Origin of the sequence: Neisseria polysaccharea, assembly GCF_963392925.1 — a bacterium.
GTDB classification, from domain to species: Bacteria; Pseudomonadota; Gammaproteobacteria; order Burkholderiales; family Neisseriaceae; genus Neisseria; species Neisseria polysaccharea.
In genome coordinates this window covers 21,232-38,406 of sequence record NZ_CAUJNZ010000016.1, presented here as the reverse complement: position 1 = coordinate 38,406, position 17,175 = coordinate 21,232, and the positions used below count along the sequence as shown (strand labels likewise).

Here is a 17,175-nt window from a genome sequence, read left to right as displayed (position 1 = left end):
AAAGAGCGTTTGAACTGCTTTATCACCGCCGCTTCGTCAGTGGCGAAGAACCGAACTATACGCTTGAAGAGATTTGCGGTCAACCGTTTTCTTGAAAAATTTTTATAAAAATATTTATCATATTGTTTATAAATTAATTTATATTTATTAACCTGCTTTTGCCATATAAAATTCTTCCAGCGCATGAGAGATATTTTCAGCCTGCCATGCATTTTTCAAAGGTGCAGTAATTTCGATTTCTTGTTGTTGATAGGTAAATTGTATTTTCCATGCATACAGGAACGTAGTTTCGGATTCTGTCCCTCCATATAAGCGGTCCCCCAAAATAGGACTGCCCAGACTTTTCATTGCCACTCTCAGCTGATGTGTCTTACCCGTATGAGGCTCAAGAATGAACAGCCGCATTTTTTCACTGATACGTATACTGAAAAAACGGGTAACGGCAATATTTTCCATATTGCGCGTCAGCTTCCACATCCCGCGCCTGGATTTTTCCATACCGCCTTTTATCCATCCTTGTTTTTTGGACGGTTTGCGGTCGGACAAAGCCAAATAGGTTTTCTTCATTTTCCTTTCGGCAAATTGTGCGGCAAGAACAGCGGCACTTTGGGGATTAAGGGCAAACAGCAATATGCCTCCGGTCTGTTTGTCCAACCTGTGCAGCAACCATACCTTTTCTACACCCAACTGTGCCGCAAGTGTTGCCGTCAGGCTGACTTCGCCGTCGGAACGGTGGACGGATATGCCTTGAGGTTTATTGATGGCGACAAAATCTTGGTGTCTGAATAAGATTTCCCACATATTTGAACCTGAATATATTTGACAGAAGCTTTCTGTCAGGCATTGTTGTGATGTTCTGCAATCATTTTTTGGTACACGGCCGGCGGCACATATCTTTTGACGGTTTCCATCCAGCCTTCCGGCCCGACCAAGCCTTTAACCATAGTGGACGACACTTCGGCGATTTCGCGCGGCGGCATAAGGAATACGGTGGATATTTCGGGGGCGAGGTCGCTGTTGATATGGCGCATGGAACGTTCGTATTCATAATCGGAGGCGGAACGGATGCCGCGTACGATGAATCCTGCATCTACCTCACGGGCGTAATGCACCAAAAACCGGTTTTCAAACACTTCAATTTTGACGTTTGGGAAGTTGTCGGTAATGGCGCACAACATATCCTGCCTTTCAGCGACGGTATAGGTGCTGCGTTTGTCGGGATTGATGCCGATGGCGACGATGAGTTCGTCAAACATAGATTGCGCCTGCCGTATCATCCACAGATGCCCCAATGTGGGCGGATCGAAACTGCCGGCATAAACGGCTCGGCGCGGTGTATTCGGTAACATTTGATTCCTTCCGACAGCATGGTCGACCGTATGTTGATGAATGTGTATCCGTATTGTATGCCCAAAACAAAATGCCGTCTGAAATAAGTGCTTTCAGACGGCATGGTTTGCATGGTGTTTCGCCTACATCAGTCATCGCCGTTTAAGGACAGCAGGATGTTGAGCAGGCTGCTGAAGATGTTGTAAAGCGAGATAAACAGTGTCAGTGCCGCGCTGATGTGGCTGTCTTCTCCGCCGTCGATGACGGTGCGCACCTGCCACATAATCATTAAGGAACTGAACAAGACAAAACCGGCGGAAATGGTCAGGGCAAGTGCGGGAATACCCAAAAACAGGTTGGCAATCACGGCGACCATCAGAATGACCGCGCCTACGGTCAGGAAGCGTCCGAGCGCGTTCATATCGAGCCGGGTTCGGCGTGCCAATGCGGACATCGTTAAAAAGACGGCGGCGGTCATCGCGGCGGCAATACCGACGATTTTCGCACCGTCGGCAATATGGAGCGCGTATTGCAGCACGGGGCCGATCAATACGCCCATACCGAATGTGAATACCATCAGCAGGGCAACGCCGGTATTGCTGTAACGGTTTTTCTCGATGAAGTGGATCATACCGTAGAAAAACGCCAACACGACGGCAAACCCTATCCAGCGCGAACCGAAGGCGGCGTAAAAATTGAAACCGGCATTGGCGGCAAGCACTGCGCCTGCGGCAGCCGGAATGAAAGAAAATCCGAGCAGGCGGTAGGTTTTCTGCAGGACGGTGTTTTTAGAAACCGTATGCGCGGTGTAGTCGTAAACGTCGTGTTGCATATCATCTGCTCCTGAAAGCGCGGTTGGAAATAACGGGGGATTTTAACATTGCCCAATGTCAAAATTTGTCCGGTTGCGTGAAGATAAAGTTGTCCGGCGTATTTTAAAGGCCGTCTGAAGCAGGTTCGGACAGCCTGTGTTCAAAACGGAAAACCGTTTATTGCGGAACATACCCCTGAACGGCATCCGCGCCGTCGCCGAAGAAATACTGCTCCATCTGCTGAGCCAAGTATTCGCGCGCGCGCGGATCGGCAAGGCTTAGGCGGTTTTCGTTAATCAGCATCGTTTGGTGGCGCGTCCACGCCATCCATGCTTCTTGCGATACGTTTTCAAAAATGCGTTTGCCCAATTCGTTGGGCAGCGGCGGGAATTTCATGCCTTCGGCTTCTTTGTTGAGCTTGACGCAGAATACCATGCGTGCCATAGCGGATTCCTTTGCTGTGTGTTCAGAAATAACGGGGTGATTTTAACCGATTAGGGGTACGGACAAAAGCCTTCTTATTCCCGATGATAGGGATGGTTGTGCAGGATGGAGGCGGCACGGTAGAGCTGCTCGGTCAGAAGGACGCGCACCATGCCGTGCGGCAGGGTGAGGCTGGACAGGCGCATCATCATGCGGGCCTGTTGTTTGAGGCGGTCGGTCATACCGTCCGCGCCGCCGATGACGAAGCAGACGTGTTCGCCGTTTTGCTGCCAGCTTTTGAGATGTTCCGCCAGCTCGACGGAGGTCGGTGCTTTGCCGCGTTCGTCAAGAACGACGAGGAACGCGCCTTGCGGTATGGCTTCGAGGATGCGTTTTTCTTCCGCCGCCATGCCTTGGGCGGCATTCACGCCCGCGCCGCGTTTTTCGGGTTTGATTTCTTTGAGTGCGTAGGCGACGTCGCGTCCGAAGCGTTTGGCGTATTCGGCGACGGCCTCATCAACCCAGCGCGGCATTTTGGTGCCGACTGCCAAAACGGTAATGTTCAATGCTTTCTCCCTTACAGGAAAATGCCGTCTGAACATTCAGACGGCATCGGGAATCAGTCTGCCGCGTGCCACGGCTTCTGCATTCCGGCGTGAAAACTCGGTTTCTCGCCGCCCCAAAGGGTGTCGATGTCGTAGAAATCGCGCACGGCAGGGAGCATAACGTGGACGACGAGGTCTCCTGCATCAACCAACGTCCATTCACCGCTGTCGCCTTCGGTGCTGAGGATTTCAAAACCGGCTTCTTTCAAATCGACGGCAACGTTGTTGGCAAGGGCTTTGACTTGGCGCGTACTGTCGCCGCTGGCGATAATCATTCTGGCAAACAGCGAAGTTTTGTCTTGCGTTTCGAGAACGGAAATATCTTTGGCTTTGATGTCTTCGAGGGCGTTGACGGCGACCTCGACCATTTTTTGCAGGTCTTGCAGTTCTTGCTCGTTCATTATGTTCCTAACGGGATGTTTTCAGACGGCATTATAGCCGTTCCTTACTGATTTGACTTTTCGGGTTGATGTTTTTCCTCAAAAATTACTCAATTAAGTACTAATCCCGCAGGATTATTAGTATTTTTTTATATCTATCTTTTAGATATTCACTTTTTGTTTCACTATATTTCAAACTGAAGTATTGAATCAATTCTGACTTATACATCATAGGTACAAAGTAAATGTATTCTTCGACCAAGTTAGTAAAGTATTCCGCAGAAGTCTTTTTAGGAGAGAGTTTAGGTATACTCATAAAATAGGCCCATTTATTCGGGAATTCCTCAAACATTTTCATCTTAGGGAGATGAAATGCTACAAAAAAAGCTACTCCCTTTCTTTGAATATTCGCTAACATAAGGCGATATATTTCCTCACTCTCAGGAAGCTTATACCTCCACATCATCATGCCAAGAGCAGATACTATACAGCGATTGATTTTACTGTTTTCCGCATACTTATTTGCTATTTGCACCAAAACACCCGCAAATTGAACATCTCTAAAAAGCTCCGTATAATAAGAAGACATTTCTTGCCTAGGCTGTTTCTCAAAATCAACAAGAAGCTTTTCGATCTCTTCGCTTGTTTGAATTTCCCAATTCTCAATATGATGCTTCAGTTCGATTATTTTATTAACTCGAAGTTTAGTTTTGCTGTTCATAATTTCTAGTGAGTATTATTTATCATAATTTTTCGTACAGCCGGTGTTCTCGGATATAACGGGCGGCGGCAGGTGGGATGCCGTCTGAAACACCGGCGCGGCGGATTTCCGTTGACGACACATTATGCATCGGGGCGGACAAGATGCGGACGCTGCCGTCCTGAAGGGACTTGCCCAGCCATGCGTGCAGTTCGCGCGGGGTTTGGTGCAGGCTGTCGCCCTGCCGCATGGCGACGGCGATATTGGTTTCGCGCACGAGCATCTGCCATTTTTTCCATGTGTGCAGCTTCATCAGGCTGTCGCTGCCCATCAGCCACCAGAGTTGCGCGGACGGGAACTGCTGGCGGAAAATTTGGACGGTGTCGAAGGTGTAAGTCTCGCCGTGACGGACGATGTCGCAGTCGCTAACGGCAAAACGCGCGTCTTCCGCCGTCGCCAGTTCGACCATGGCAAGGCGGTCGGCGGCGGAAGCGGAGGCGGCGTCTTTGTGATACGGGCCGCCTGCCGGCAGGAAAACAACCGTGTCCAACCCGATTTCATCGGCAAAGGCGCGGGCAATATGAAGATGCCCGTTGTGTATCGGGTCGAAAGTGCCGCCGAACAGTCCGATTTTCTTCATGATGTTTCCATTCCTTCCGATAAGTCCATGCCGTCTGAAACACTGCCGTCCACAATCAGGGTCAGTTTGCCGGTAACGGGATGGATGACCAATCCGTGAACGGCAATATGACGCGGCATCAACGGATGGCGGCGGATGAGTTCGACCGTATGGCGCACGCTGTCTTCGACGTTGTCGAAACCGGTCAGCCAGCCGTCGAGGTCGACACCTGCATAACGCAAGGTTTCGATACGGTCGTCGGGAATATTGCTTTCATGCACCTTACTGAGAAAGCCGGCCGCATTCAATCCCTGCATACCGCAATCGTGATGGGAGATGACCATGATTTCTTTGACTTTCAGTTCAAACACGGCAACCAGCAGGCTCCTCATGACCGAACCCCACGGATGCGCAACCAGCGCACCTGCATTTTTAATCAGTTTGGCATCGCCGTTCCTCAACCCCAAAGCATTAGGCAGCAGCTCGATAATCCGCGCATCCATGCAGGACAAAATCGCCAACTCCCTGCCGGGGTATTTGTCGGTAAAATATTTCTCATATTCGCCCGACTCGACAAACTTCTGATTATAGGAAAGGATTTCGCTCAACTCGCTCATTTTGCCGTCCTCTGAAAAAGGGTTCACATTATAACGTTTCCGTCCGTTTTCCGCCTTCGCCGTTGTCCAACAGCAGGAAAATGCACACCGCAAATGCCGACAACAGCAATGTCAACACCATTGCCCGCGCATAATTGTCCTCACCCGCACGCCCCAAATAGGCATAAATCAAAGTCGTCAACGTCTGCCATTCCGGACGCGACAGGAACAATGTCGCCGCAAATTCGCCCACGCAGGTTGCCGCCGCCAAAGTCAGGCCGCGCCGCAACGCCGGTTTCAAGAGGGGGAGCGTGATACGGTATGCCGTCTGAAAGCCGTTTGCGCCCAAACCCGCCGCCGCCCTGCCGTAATCCGGCGGCAGTGCATCCCAGGCCGATAAAACATCTTTTGCCACAAACGGATAAGCCAGCAGCGCATACATCGCCAGCAGCAACGGCAACGAAGCCGTCCACCCCGGATAAAGCAGCAGCACACCCGCCGAAACACAAACCGGCGACACCATAAACGGCAAAAACATCAGCCCGCGCATCCACGCCGACCGCCGCGCCGCCGCCGCATACATGACACCCAATACTGCCGCCGAAAATACCGCCGCAGCCGAGAAGCGCAAAGTATTCCACACCGCCTGCCACGTTTCACTTTCCATTAACACACGCCACGATTCACCGGCCGACCACGCTTTCACCACAATTGCCGCCAGCGGAAACAGGCAGCACACGGACAACACCGCCGCCGCAAACGCCAGCAGCACATATTCCCCGACCGACTGCGGTTCAGACGGCATCACAGGGGAAACTGCCTTATCCGAACCCGCGCGCCTGCCGAACCACGCATACAGCAATCCCGCCGCCGCCGTTACCCCCAACACCAGCCACACCAGCACCGAAGCAACCGCCATATCGAGTTCGAACATGACCAACTGGTAAATTTCCACTTCGACCGTGGCATAACGGCTGCCACCCAGCAGCAGTGCCAGCCCGAACCCGGAAAAACAATACAAAAAGACAAGGCACACGCCGCCGGCAAGCCACGGGCGCAAAACGGGCATTTCAATGTCCCAAAACCGCCGCCACGCCCCCGCGCCCAATGTCCGTGCCGTCTGAAGCCGTGCCGCAGGCACTTGAACAAACCCCTGATATGCCGCCCTGACCAACACAGGAAGGTTAAAAAACACATTGCCGTACAACAACAGATACGGCGTATCCTGCCAGCCGCGCCACAACAGACCGTCCGCCCCGAACAGAGCCAGCACGCCCACGCCCGCCACCAACGTGGGCATCACAAACGGCAGCATCAGCAGGCGCAGCACAAAAGTCCGCCCCGGGAACGCCAGCCGCGCCAGCACCCATGCGACAGGTACGCCCAAGGGAAGCACCAAGATACAGGTTGCCGCCGCCTGAAATACCGTCCACGCCAAACGTTTGAGCATATAAGCATCCGACAGTACCGCGCCCCATGCAAAACCGTCATATGCCGCCATCGCCCACAAAGGCGCAAGCACCATCGCGGTCAAAAAACACAGGGGCGGCAGCGCAACCAATCCGACAACCGCCCAACGCCGCATATCCATCCGTTTTCCCATTTCAAAACATAATGGCTGGATTGTACCCAAAGCCAATCAAAAATGACTGCACAATTTTATCCGTCCGCAGTCAAACCGCCGCCAACCGCCGGAATTCAGAGGCAAACACCGGCGCGGGTGCGTAACAAAGCAACCGAAACCGGTACGCCGAACCGGAAAACATCCGGAAAACATATTCAAACCCGAAACAAAATGCCGTCTGAAACCCTTTCAGACGGCATCGGATTCCTACCCGGCAGACGGTATCAACCCAAACTCAACAGCAGGTTGCGGAACGCGTTCGGGTCTTTGATAAACGTCATCTCTCCCTCCTGCGGAAAATGAAAATCCAACAGGCGTGACACCCAAAAACGGATGCAACCGGCACGTTGGGCGGTCGGGAAATACGCCTTTTCTTCGGCACTCAAGGGGCGCACGCCCTCATAACCGCCGATAAACGCCTTTTTCAACGCCTCATCCAACTTATTGTCCGCCGTCCTTGCCCAATCGTTGACCGCAATCGCCAAGTCATACATAAAATTGCCCCGGCAGGCATAATAGAAATCGATGAAGCCCGATACCTGACCGCCGTCAAGCAACACGTTGTCTTTAAACAGGTCGGCATGGATGATGCCCGAAGGCAGATGATTGCCGAGATTGTCCTTCAGCGCATCGATTTCGGAACACAGCAGTGCGGCATCGTCTTGCGACAGGACGGGCAGTAGCTGGGCGCACGCCTCCGTCCACCACGCATCGTAACGCGGGTTTTCCATTTCCAAAGGGAAATCGGCGGCGGCAAGGTGCATTTTGGCCAACATCGCACCGGTATGGAAACACTGCTCAGCCGTCGGCAGCGCGGTATCCGAACCTTTCAGGCAGGCAACCAGGCATGCGGGCTTGCCCGCCAAAACGGAATCAAGCCGGCCGTCTTTGCGCGCAACCGGCGCGGCAACCGCCACGCCCTTCATACTCAAATGCCGGTTAAGCTCCAGAAAAAACGGCAGCTCTTCCTGTTTCAACACTTCAAACACGGTCAGCACATAACGTCCCGAAGTCGTCGTCAGAAAATAATTGCTGTTGGTAATCCCCTGCGCGATACCCTGCAGGGAAACAAATTCCCCCAAATCGTAACCGCTCAGGAAGCCGCGCATTTCATCATCGGAAACACTGGTATAGACAGACATATCAACTCACTTGCTCAAAAACGGGCAAACCCGCCGTCAGAACGCCGGACGGCAGGCAAACATATAATTCACATCGGTCGAATCGCACAGGGCATAAGTTTGCGACAAAACATGGTAAGTCATACCCTTCGTATCCGCCACATCCAAGCCCGCCTGACGGCACATCCGCGCCAGCTCGGCAGGCGCGATGAATTTTTTCCAGTCGTGCGTGCCTTTGGGGACAAACTTCAACAGATATTCCGCCGCCACAATCAGATGCAGGTACGATTTCGGGTTTTTATTGATGGTGGAAAAAAACACCATGCCGTCCGGCTTGACCAGCTTGGCACAAGCACGCACGATGGCGGCGGGATCGGGGACGTGTTCCATCATTTCCATGCACGTTACCACATCGAACGAGTGCGGTTCCGCCTCGGCAAGGTCTTCCACGCGGATACATTCGTATTCGATATCGGCAACATTGTTCAAAGCCGCGTGCAGGCGGGCGGTTTCCAACGACTGCTCCGCCATGTCGATGCCTTTGACAAACGCCGCGCCGCGCTGCGCCATGCTTTCCGCCAGGATGCCGCCGCCGCAGCCCACATCCAAAACCCGTTTGCCGCACAAATCCGCGTGTCCGTCGATATAATCGAGCCGGAGCGGATTGATGTCGTGCAAGGACTTGAATTCGCCCGACTTGTCCCACCATTTGTCGGCAATCCGGCTGAATTTGGCAATTTCCTCTGCGTCCACATTATATTTTCTGTCAGACATCCTGCCTCCCATCATTCAAAAACACGGCGGCGTCCGCCGTTGCCCAAAAGGAAAAAGATTATACTATGGAACGTCATGCCGTCTGAACAGACTTTCAGACGGCATGACTGCAAACACCTTACAGCCCCCCGCACTTTACGGCATAATGGCGGCCACGCTTTTCGTCAGAAAGATAAAATATGTCAACCAAAACCCCTTCCCTGTTCGGCGGCGCGATGATTATCGCCGGTACGGTTATCGGCGCAGGCATGCTTGCCAACCCGACCGCCACATCCGGCGTATGGTTTACCGGCTCGCTGGCCGTGTTGCTGTACACCTGGTTTTCCATGCTTTCCAGCGGCCTGATGATTTTGGAAGTCAACACCCATTATCCTCACGGCGCCAGCTTCGACACCATGGTCAAAGACCTGCTCGGACGGAGCTGGAACATCATCAACGGCATCGCCGTCGCTTTCGTTTTATACCTGCTCACTTACGCTTATATCTTCGTCGGCGGCGACCTGACCGCCAAAGGCTTAGGCAGCGCGGCAGGCGGCGACGTTTCACTCACCGTCGGACAACTCGTCTTCTTCGGCATCCTCGCCTTTTGCGTGTGGGCATCCGCACGCTTGGTCGACCGCTTCACCAGCGTCCTCATCGGCGGCATGGTATTAACCTTTATTTGGGCAACCGGCGGCCTGATTGCCGATGCCAAAATGCCCATCCTCTTCGACACCCAAGCCCCCGTCGGCACCGGCTACTGGATTTATGTCGCCACTGCCCTGCCCGTCTGCCTCGCTTCCTTCGGCTTCCACGGCAACGTCTCCAGCCTGCTCAAATACTTTAAAGGCGACGCGCCCAAAGTGGCGAAGTCCATCTGGACGGGCACACTGGTCGCGCTGGTAATTTACGTCCTCTGGCAAATTGCCATCCAAGGCAACCTGCCGCGCAACGAGTTCGCCCCCGTCATCGCCGCCGAAGGGCAAGTCTCCGTCCTGATTGAAACCCTGTCCAAATTCGCCCAAACCGGCAATATGGATAAAATATTGTCCCTGTTTTCCTACATGGCAATCGCCACCTCGTTTTTAGGCGTAACCTTAGGTCTGTTCGACTACATCGCCGACATCTTCAAATGGAACGACAGCATCTCCGGCCGCACCAAAACCGCCGCGCTAACCTTCCTGCCGCCTCTAATTTCTTGCCTGCTCTTCCCCACCGGCTTCGTTACCGCCATCGGCTACGTCGGCCTGGCGGCAACCATCTGGACAGGCATCATCCCCGCCATGCTGCTCTACCATTCGCGCCAAAAATTCGGCGCAGGCAAAACCTATAAAGTTTACGGCGGCTTGTGGCTGATGGTTTGGGTCTTCCTTTTCGGCATCGTCAACATCGCCGCACAGGTATTGAGCCAAATGGAACTCGTCCCCGTATTTAAAGGATAAAGGCAAAATGCCGTCTGAAGCCCTGTTCAGACGGCATTTTCGCAACCGTTGCAGCCATGCGGCAAAAAGCTAACGGGCAATTTTCAAAACGTCGTACAGATAGTTGCGGTAATTTCCGACCAACTCCCGGTTCGGGCAGTCTTCCAACCCTCCGCCGCACAAACCGCGCATCGCCATATTCGCACGCATGAAGCCGTCTTTAGCTTCCAAACCCGCCGCCTCCATCAGCACGCCGCCTGCAAAGGCAAGGTCGAGGAAATCCTGCCGCTGTACGAATCCGCCGGCAATATTGCTCCTGACGGCAAACTGCGTTACATAATCCGGCTGCGCATAATCCCATTTCTTCCTGACGGACACGCCCTCAAACGGTACCTGATGATCGCCGAAATAACCGAAAACAAAGGGTTTGCCGCGTTCGTGCAGATAACGGTCGAAACTTTCCACTGCTTTGTCCAAATCGGCAATGCGCCCGATGTAGTCATTAAGTGCGGATACGGTTTTCGCATTCAAATCGGGCGCATCCAAATCAAACACATTGTCGGTATCCGTCCGATACGGTCCGTGCTCCTTCATGGTCAGCACATATACGAACATCGGTTGGCACACGTTTTCCAAATCGGGATGGCGTTTTTCGAGAATCATCCGCGCATACTGCATCATTTCCTCACTGGAAATATGCCACAGGTTTTTGCCCATCGGCGCGGGATAGCCCAAATCTTGCGGCTGGAACATCAGATTAAAGCCGAAATGGTCATATGCGGCCTTGGCATTGTAGTTGCCCTTGGTAAACGGCGAGAGTGCCACGCAAAAATAACCGTGTTCGCGCAGGTTGCGGACAAAACCGGTCTGCAAATGCGGTACGACCGAGTAAAACACGCCGCTTGCCAACGCGCCGAAATCTGTGGACGGAACACCCGCCAAAAACGCAAATTCGGACTTCCACGTTGCGCCGCCGAAAGTATGCACGCGCAAAGGTGAGGAAAATACGGTATCTTCCTGCCGTCCGAACATTTTCAAATCGGGAATCTTGGCGGCGGCAAAGTCGAAACAGTGCGGATCGAGCGTCGATTCCATCAGGGTAACGACAATATCGGGTTTTTCATCCGACATGCCGTACGGCTGGGTTTCAGACGGCATCTGTTTGGCAAACGCTTCCCCGTCGCCCTCGAACACGGGTACTTGGAAAAACACCGCCCGACAGGACATCGGCAGGTTCAAAAACACGTCGCGCCCGTCGTCCGGCAGCGAATCCAGCCACGTCTTTACCGCGCCCGGATGTTTGGAAAAATGCCACATCGACACGAACGCCGCCGCAAACAACGCCGCGCCTGCCCACCGCCACGGCACACCCAAAGTATCCGCACCGCTCCAGCCGAAAACCGCATATGCCGCCAAAGCCAGCAGCCCCGCCATACCGATAACCGCTTCCTTATAATGGAACAGCGTTTCCCAATTCCGCCAGTCGGCAATCAGCAAAAAGTCGGAAATCAACAACGGCTGTTTGTAATAATGGATTTTCAGCCTGTGGAACAGTATCAGCACCACAAACCAGACCGAAGCGAAATTCAAGGCGCGCTGCCACTGCGCCGTCAACATCAGCATACCGCCCGCCAAAAAGACAAACAGCGCGGACGCGAAAAAATACGTCCAGCGGTAGTGCGACCTGATAATCAGCACCAATGCCGCTGTTACAAACAAAAATAGGAAAGCATAGGCAACCATCCCGCCCCACTCCTCAAAACGGCATACCTGTGCCGTTGCGAATTATTATCGAAAGCGTGCATTATAAATGCAGCACAGGCGCATTTCCACCGATATTTCAGTATAATGCCATCCCCGAACCTGCCCAACCCAAAGGAACCGTGATGAAACTCATCATTCTCGACCGCGACGGCGTCATCAACCAGGACCGCGACGACTTCGTCAAATCCGTTGACGAGTGGATACCTATCGAAGGCAGCATGGATGCGGTGGCATTCCTGACGCAGGCAGGCTGCACCGTTGCCGTCGCCACCAACCAATCCGGCATCGGCCGCAAATATTTTACCGTTCAAGACCTCACCGAAATGCATGCCAAAATGCACCGCCTCATCCGTCAGGCAGGCGGGGAAATCGACGGCATCTGGTTCTGCCCGCATACCGGCGCCGACGGCTGCGGCTGCCGCAAGCCCAAACCGGGCATGATTGAAGACATCCTCGAACGCTTCAACGCCCAAGCTTCGGAAACTTGGCTGGTCGGCGACAGCCTGCGCGATTTGCAGGCAATCGATGCCGTCGGCGGAAAACCCGCGCTGGTTCTGACCGGAAAAGGCAAAAAAACGCTCTCCCAACACGGACATGAATTGCCCGAACACACACAGGTTTTCGATACCCTGCTCGATTTCTCACAATACATCATGCAGGAAAACGCCGCACCACAAGCCGACTGAACATACTGCATTCCGACAAGGCAAAACCATGCTCATCATCCGCAACCTGATTTACTGGCTGATACTCTGTTCCAGCCTGATTTTCCTCTTTCCCTTTATGCTGCTCGCCTCGCCTTTCCGGGACGGGGCGCACAAGATGGCGCGGGTCTGGGTCGGCATCCTCAACTGGTCGCTCAAACACATCGTCGGGCTCAAATACCGCATCATCGGCGCGGAAAACATTCCGGACCGCCCCGCCGTTATCTGCGCCAAACACCAAAGCGGCTGGGAAACGCTTGCCCTCCAGGACATTTTTCCGCCGCAGGTTTACGTTGCCAAACGCGAGTTGTTCAAAATCCCCTTTTTCGGTTGGGGTTTGAAGCTGGTCAAAACCATAGGCATAGACCGCAACAACCGCCGCGAAGCCAACGAACAGCTCATAAAACAGGGGTTGGCGCGCAAAAACGAAGGCTATTGGATTACCATTTTCCCCGAAGGCACGCGCCTTGCACCCGGAAAACGCGGCAAATACAAGCTCGGCGGCGCGCGCATGGCGAAAATGTTTGAGATGGACATCGTCCCCATTGCCCTCAACAGCGGCGAATTTTGGCCGAAAAATTCCTTTCTGAAATATCCGGGGGAAATCACCGTCGTCATCTGTCCGACCATCCCACACGCAAGCGGCAGCGAAGCCGAATTGATGGAAAAATGCGAACACCTCATCGAAACGCAACAACCGCTTATTTCCGGCAAAGGCCCATTTGCCGCCAAAATGCCGTCTGAAACCGCATGACCTCCTTGATCCACACTCTTTCAGACGGCATGGAACTGACCATAGAAATCAAACACCGTGCCAAGAAAAACCTGATTATCCGCCCTATCGGCACACATACCGTCAGTATCAGCGTCCCACCGCACCTGTCCGCCGCCGCCCTCAACCGCTGGCTGCGCGACAACGAAGCCGTCCTGCGGCGAACACTGGCAAAAACACCGCCGCACAATACAGCAAACCGGCTGCCCGAACATATCTGGTTCCACGGCAGGCAGCTTGCCCTCACCGCCCATCAAGACACGAAAATCCTGCTGATGCCGTCTGAAATCCGCGTTCCCGAAGACACGCACGACAAACAGGCGGCACTGTTGGCAACCTTTCTGAAACGGCAGGCTCAAAGCTACCTGCTTCCCCGCCTCGAACACCACGCCCGCACCACACAACTGTTCCCCGCTTCCTCCTCGCTGACCTCTGCCAAAACCTTCTGGGGCGTGTGCCGCAAAACCACAGGCATACGCCTCAACTGGCGGCTGGTCGGCGCACCGGAATACGTTGCCGACTACGTCTGCATACACGAACTCTGCCACCTCGCCCACGCCGACCACAGCCGCACCTTTTGGGAACTGACCCGCCGCTTCGCCCCCTACGCGGACGAAGCGAAACAGTGGCTCAAAATCCACGGCAGGGAACTTTTCGCCTTGGGTTGACGCTGCCCGGGCAGACATCCGCCAATTCAGGCTTCCGCCCAAACGGACATCCGGAAGGCAGCATCACAGCCGGCGGCACATACCGCTGCCGCCGCTTTCAGACGGTATTTTTTGCGTTTTTCGGGATGGAAGGGGAAGTGAAACGCCGTCAAACCGATAAATTTCTGCACCGACAGGTCTGGATTCCCGCCTGCGCGGGAATGACGGTTCGGGTATTTCTGACGATTCATCGAGCCGTAGGGTGAAATGTAGGGTGGGCTTCAGCCCAACGATTCCACCAATTTCACCGCATCAAAGGTTTTTGGGGAATAGGCGGTATTCGGCGGTTTCGGTTTCCGGCGGAGTTGGTGGGATTTTTGAAATCGTTGAAATTGGCGAAGTTGGTTGAAATCGGCGGAATTGCTTGGATTATGGGATTTGGTGGATGCGGTGGGCTGAAGCCCACCCTACAGCCCACCCTACAGCCCACCCTACAGCCCGCCACCTTACGCATCCGCCTTACGCATTTATCCTGCGCCTGCCGATATACCGCCATTCCCGCGCAGGCGGGAATCCAGGTCTGTCGGTGCGGGAACTTATCGGATAAAACGGTTTCTCCAACTCCGAGCCCTAGATTCCCGCTTTCTCGGGAATGACGATGAAAAGATTTTTGTTGCTTCGGATAAATTTTTGCCGCGTTGGGTTCTAGATTCCTGCCTTCGCGGGAATGACGGTAGAGCGGTTTCTGTTGCTCCCGATAAATGCCGCAATCTCAAATCCTGTCATTCCCTCAAAAACAAAAGACAGAAAAACAGAACCCTAAATCCCATCATTCCCATCTATGTGAATATAAAATTTTATTACTTTAATTATCGGTTGTTTCATCATTTTCACAAGCGAAAGAATGCCGTCTGAAGCCTTTTTTCCGGGCTTCAGACGGCATTTTTTGCTTGACGTTTTAGCTGTAAAGCTTCGCTCCTTTTTTGACGAACTCAATCGCTTTTTCTTCCATTCCTTGCTGTTGGGTTTTTTGCTTGTCAGCGTAGTCGCGCACTTCCTGCGTGATTTTCATCGAGCAGAATTTGGGGCCGCACATCGAGCAGAAGTGGGCGATTTTCGCGCCTTCGGCGGGCAGGGTTTCGTCGTGGAAACTTTCGGCGCGTTCGGGATCGAGACTGAGGCGGAATTGGTCGCGCCAGCGGAACTCGAAACGCGCCTTGCTCAGGGCGTTGTCGCGCAACTGTGCGCCCGGCCAGCCTTTGGCGAGGTCGGCGGCGTGGGCGGCGAGTTTGTAGGTAATAATGCCGGTGCGCACGTCTTCTTTGTCGGGCAGCCCCAAATGTTCTTTAGGGGTAACGTAACAAAGCATCGCCGTGCCGTACCAGCCGATATTGGCCGCGCCTATGCCCGAGGTGATGTGGTCGTAGCCGGGGGCGATGTCGGTAACGAGCGGGCCGAGGGTGTAGAAAGGCGCTTCAAAGCAGTGTTGCAACTCTTCGGTCATGTTTTCTTTGACGCGTTGCAGCGGCACATGGCCGGGACCTTCGATCATGACTTGTACGTCGTGTTTCCACGCTTTGCCGGTCAATTCGCCCAAGGTATGCAGTTCGGCGAATTGGGATTCGTCGTTGGCATCGGCAATGCAGCCGGGACGCAGGCCGTCGCCGAGGCTGAACGACACATCATACGCCTTCATGATTGCACAGATTTCGTCGAAATGCGTGTAGAGGAAGTTTTCTTTGTGGTGGGCGAGACACCATTTCGCCATAATCGAACCGCCGCGCGAGACAATGCCGGTGAGGCGGTTGGCGGTCATCGGCACATACCGCAGCAACACGCCCGCGTGTATGGTGAAATAGTCCACGCCTTGTTCCGCCTGTTCGATTAAGGTGTCGCGGAACAAATCCCAAGTCAGGTCTTCGGCGATGCCGCCGGTTTTTTCCAAAGCCTGATAGATGGGCACGGTGCCGATGGGGACGGGCGCGTTGCGGATAATCCATTCGCGCGTTTCGTGGATGTGCGCGCCGGTAGACAAATCCATAATCGTGTCCGCGCCCCAACGCAGCGACCACACCATTTTTTCGACTTCTTCGGTCAGGCTGGAGGTTACGGCGGAGTTGCCCAAGTTGCCGTTGATTTTGACGCGGAAGTTACGTCCGATAATCATCGGTTCGAGTTCGGGATGGTTGATGTTGGCGGGGATGATCGCGCGTCCGGCGGCGATTTCCCGGCGCACGAATTCGGGCGTGATTTGGTCGGGACGGGTCGGGATGTTCGCGCCGAAACTTTGCCCTGCGTGTTGTTTCAAAAGTTTGGCGTATTCCGGTTTTTGGGACAATTCGTCTAATTTTAAACGTTCGCGTATGGCGACAAATTCCATTTCCGGCGTGATAATGCCTTGGCGCGCGTAGTGGAGCTGGGTTACGTTGCGGCCGGCTTTGGCGCGGCGCGGGCGGGTGATTTGGTTGAAACGCAGATGGGCGGTTTTCGGATCGTGTGCGCGTTCGATGCCGTATTCGCTGGAGAGCTTGGGCAGGATTTCGGTATCGCCGCGTTCGTCCAGCCACGCCGTGCGGATGTGCGGTAAACCTTGTTTCAGGTCGATGTGTGCCGCCGGGTCGCCGTACACGCCGCTGGTGTCGTAGACGGGAATCGGCGGATTGGCTTCCGTACCTTGCGCCGTGTAGGTGTCGTCCTGACGGATTTCGCGCAAAGGCACGCGGATGTCGTCGCGGCTGCCTTGCAGATACACGCGTTCGGAGTTCGGATATTTGAAGCGGATGCCGATGTCTTCGCTCAAGTCGGCAAGTTCGCGCGCTTCGTTGCCGGAAGTTTTGGCGGTTTTTTTTGGTGTAGTCATAAAAAATGCTCCTGTTTTCTCGTTTAGAATAAAGAAACAGGAGCG

General features: G+C 53.8%; 19 protein-coding genes. 4 read left to right on the top strand and 15 right to left on the bottom strand.

The features are described 5' to 3' along the window. Positions 1–147: 147 nt before the first annotated feature. The 12 genes from RDY34_RS09340 to ubiG form a co-directional block, all read right to left on the bottom strand. Positions 148–801, bottom strand: a complete 654-nt coding sequence (locus RDY34_RS09340; protein WP_115437549.1) for a TIGR01621 family pseudouridine synthase — start codon at positions 799–801, stop codon at positions 148–150. 35 nt (positions 802–836) lie between these two features. Further along, entirely contained in the window at positions 837–1,349 is a 513-nt protein-coding gene (gene coaD, locus RDY34_RS09335) for a pantetheine-phosphate adenylyltransferase (protein ID WP_025456871.1), read from the bottom strand. 128 nt (positions 1,350–1,477) lie between these two features. Further along, on the bottom strand, positions 1,478–2,161 hold the full coding sequence (locus tag RDY34_RS09330; RefSeq protein WP_003753507.1) for a Bax inhibitor-1 family protein: 684 nt from the start codon (positions 2,159–2,161) through the stop codon (positions 1,478–1,480). Positions 2,162–2,318: 157 nt separating this feature from the next. Continuing rightward, positions 2,319–2,585, bottom strand: coding sequence for an oxidative damage protection protein (locus tag RDY34_RS09325; protein WP_002223157.1), 267 nt, complete (start codon positions 2,583–2,585; stop codon positions 2,319–2,321). Between the two features lie 74 nt (positions 2,586–2,659). After that, positions 2,660–3,130, bottom strand: a complete 471-nt coding sequence (gene rlmH / locus RDY34_RS09320) for a 23S rRNA (pseudouridine(1915)-N(3))-methyltransferase RlmH (protein WP_002218151.1) — start codon at positions 3,128–3,130, stop codon at positions 2,660–2,662. A gap of 53 nt (positions 3,131–3,183) precedes the next feature. Next, positions 3,184–3,570: a ribosome silencing factor gene (rsfS, locus tag RDY34_RS09315; protein WP_002246503.1), complete on the bottom strand. Its 387-nt coding sequence runs from the start codon at positions 3,568–3,570 to the stop codon at positions 3,184–3,186. Positions 3,571–3,670: 100 nt separating this feature from the next. Continuing rightward, entirely contained in the window at positions 3,671–4,270 is a 600-nt protein-coding gene (locus tag RDY34_RS09310) for a hypothetical protein (protein ID WP_308073802.1), read from the bottom strand. Between the two features lie 22 nt (positions 4,271–4,292). After that, positions 4,293–4,889 carry a nicotinate-nucleotide adenylyltransferase gene (gene nadD, locus RDY34_RS09305; protein ID WP_304677918.1) on the bottom strand — a complete coding sequence of 199 codons (597 nt, stop codon included), beginning with the start codon at positions 4,887–4,889 and terminating at the stop codon, positions 4,293–4,295. Next, positions 4,886–5,485, bottom strand: a complete 600-nt coding sequence (locus RDY34_RS09300; RefSeq protein ID WP_003677311.1) for a beta-class carbonic anhydrase — start codon at positions 5,483–5,485, stop codon at positions 4,886–4,888. Before RDY34_RS09300 ends, nadD begins: the two co-directional genes overlap by 4 nt. Before the next feature lie 28 nt (positions 5,486–5,513). Beyond that, the gene (locus RDY34_RS09295) at positions 5,514–7,055 is read right to left on the bottom strand and encodes an ABC transporter permease (protein WP_308184549.1); all 1,542 of its coding nucleotides are present in this window, start codon (positions 7,053–7,055) and stop codon (positions 5,514–5,516) included. Positions 7,056–7,312: 257 nt separating this feature from the next. Continuing rightward, the gene (gene thrB / locus RDY34_RS09290; protein WP_308184548.1) at positions 7,313–8,230 is read right to left on the bottom strand and encodes a homoserine kinase; all 918 of its coding nucleotides are present in this window, start codon (positions 8,228–8,230) and stop codon (positions 7,313–7,315) included. Positions 8,231–8,266: 36 nt separating this feature from the next. Beyond that, positions 8,267–8,995 (bottom strand): bifunctional 2-polyprenyl-6-hydroxyphenol methylase/3-demethylubiquinol 3-O-methyltransferase UbiG, encoded by a 729-nt coding sequence (gene ubiG, locus RDY34_RS09285; protein ID WP_308184550.1) that lies wholly within the window; start codon positions 8,993–8,995, stop codon positions 8,267–8,269. A gap of 167 nt (positions 8,996–9,162) precedes the next feature. Here ubiG and RDY34_RS09280 point away from each other — a divergent pair, with 167 nt between their 5' ends. After that, positions 9,163–10,404 carry an aromatic amino acid transporter gene (locus tag RDY34_RS09280; RefSeq protein WP_308184547.1) on the top strand — a complete coding sequence of 414 codons (1,242 nt, stop codon included), beginning with the start codon at positions 9,163–9,165 and terminating at the stop codon, positions 10,402–10,404. A 69-nt stretch (positions 10,405–10,473) separates the two neighbouring features. Here RDY34_RS09280 and RDY34_RS09275 read toward each other — a convergent pair whose 3' ends face one another. Continuing rightward, complete coding sequence (locus RDY34_RS09275) at positions 10,474–12,126, bottom strand: LTA synthase family protein (protein WP_308184546.1); 1,653 nt, start codon at positions 12,124–12,126, stop codon at positions 10,474–10,476. Positions 12,127–12,269: 143 nt separating this feature from the next. Between RDY34_RS09275 and gmhB the strand changes: the two genes are divergently transcribed. The 3 genes from gmhB to RDY34_RS09260 are packed head-to-tail and all read left to right on the top strand — an operon-like array spanning position 12,270 to position 14,291. Next, a complete protein-coding gene (gene gmhB, locus RDY34_RS09270; RefSeq protein ID WP_095176575.1) occupies positions 12,270–12,833 on the top strand; it encodes a D-glycero-beta-D-manno-heptose 1,7-bisphosphate 7-phosphatase in 564 nt (187 codons plus the stop codon). Between the two features lie 28 nt (positions 12,834–12,861). Then, positions 12,862–13,605, top strand: a complete 744-nt coding sequence (locus RDY34_RS09265; RefSeq protein WP_308184545.1) for a lysophospholipid acyltransferase family protein — start codon at positions 12,862–12,864, stop codon at positions 13,603–13,605. Next, on the top strand, positions 13,602–14,291 hold the full coding sequence (locus tag RDY34_RS09260) for a M48 family metallopeptidase (RefSeq protein WP_308184544.1): 690 nt from the start codon (positions 13,602–13,604) through the stop codon (positions 14,289–14,291). The genes RDY34_RS09265 and RDY34_RS09260 overlap by 4 nt, the downstream gene beginning before the upstream one ends. 26 nt (positions 14,292–14,317) lie before the next feature. Here the strand turns inward: RDY34_RS09260 and RDY34_RS09255 are convergent, their stop codons facing one another. Then, on the bottom strand, positions 14,318–14,461 hold the full coding sequence (locus tag RDY34_RS09255) for a hypothetical protein (protein ID WP_155114603.1): 144 nt from the start codon (positions 14,459–14,461) through the stop codon (positions 14,318–14,320). Positions 14,462–15,228: 767 nt separating this feature from the next. Further along, a complete protein-coding gene (gene thiC / locus RDY34_RS09250) occupies positions 15,229–17,130 on the bottom strand; it encodes a phosphomethylpyrimidine synthase ThiC (protein ID WP_308073814.1) in 1,902 nt (633 codons plus the stop codon). Positions 17,131–17,175 lie beyond the last annotated feature (45 nt).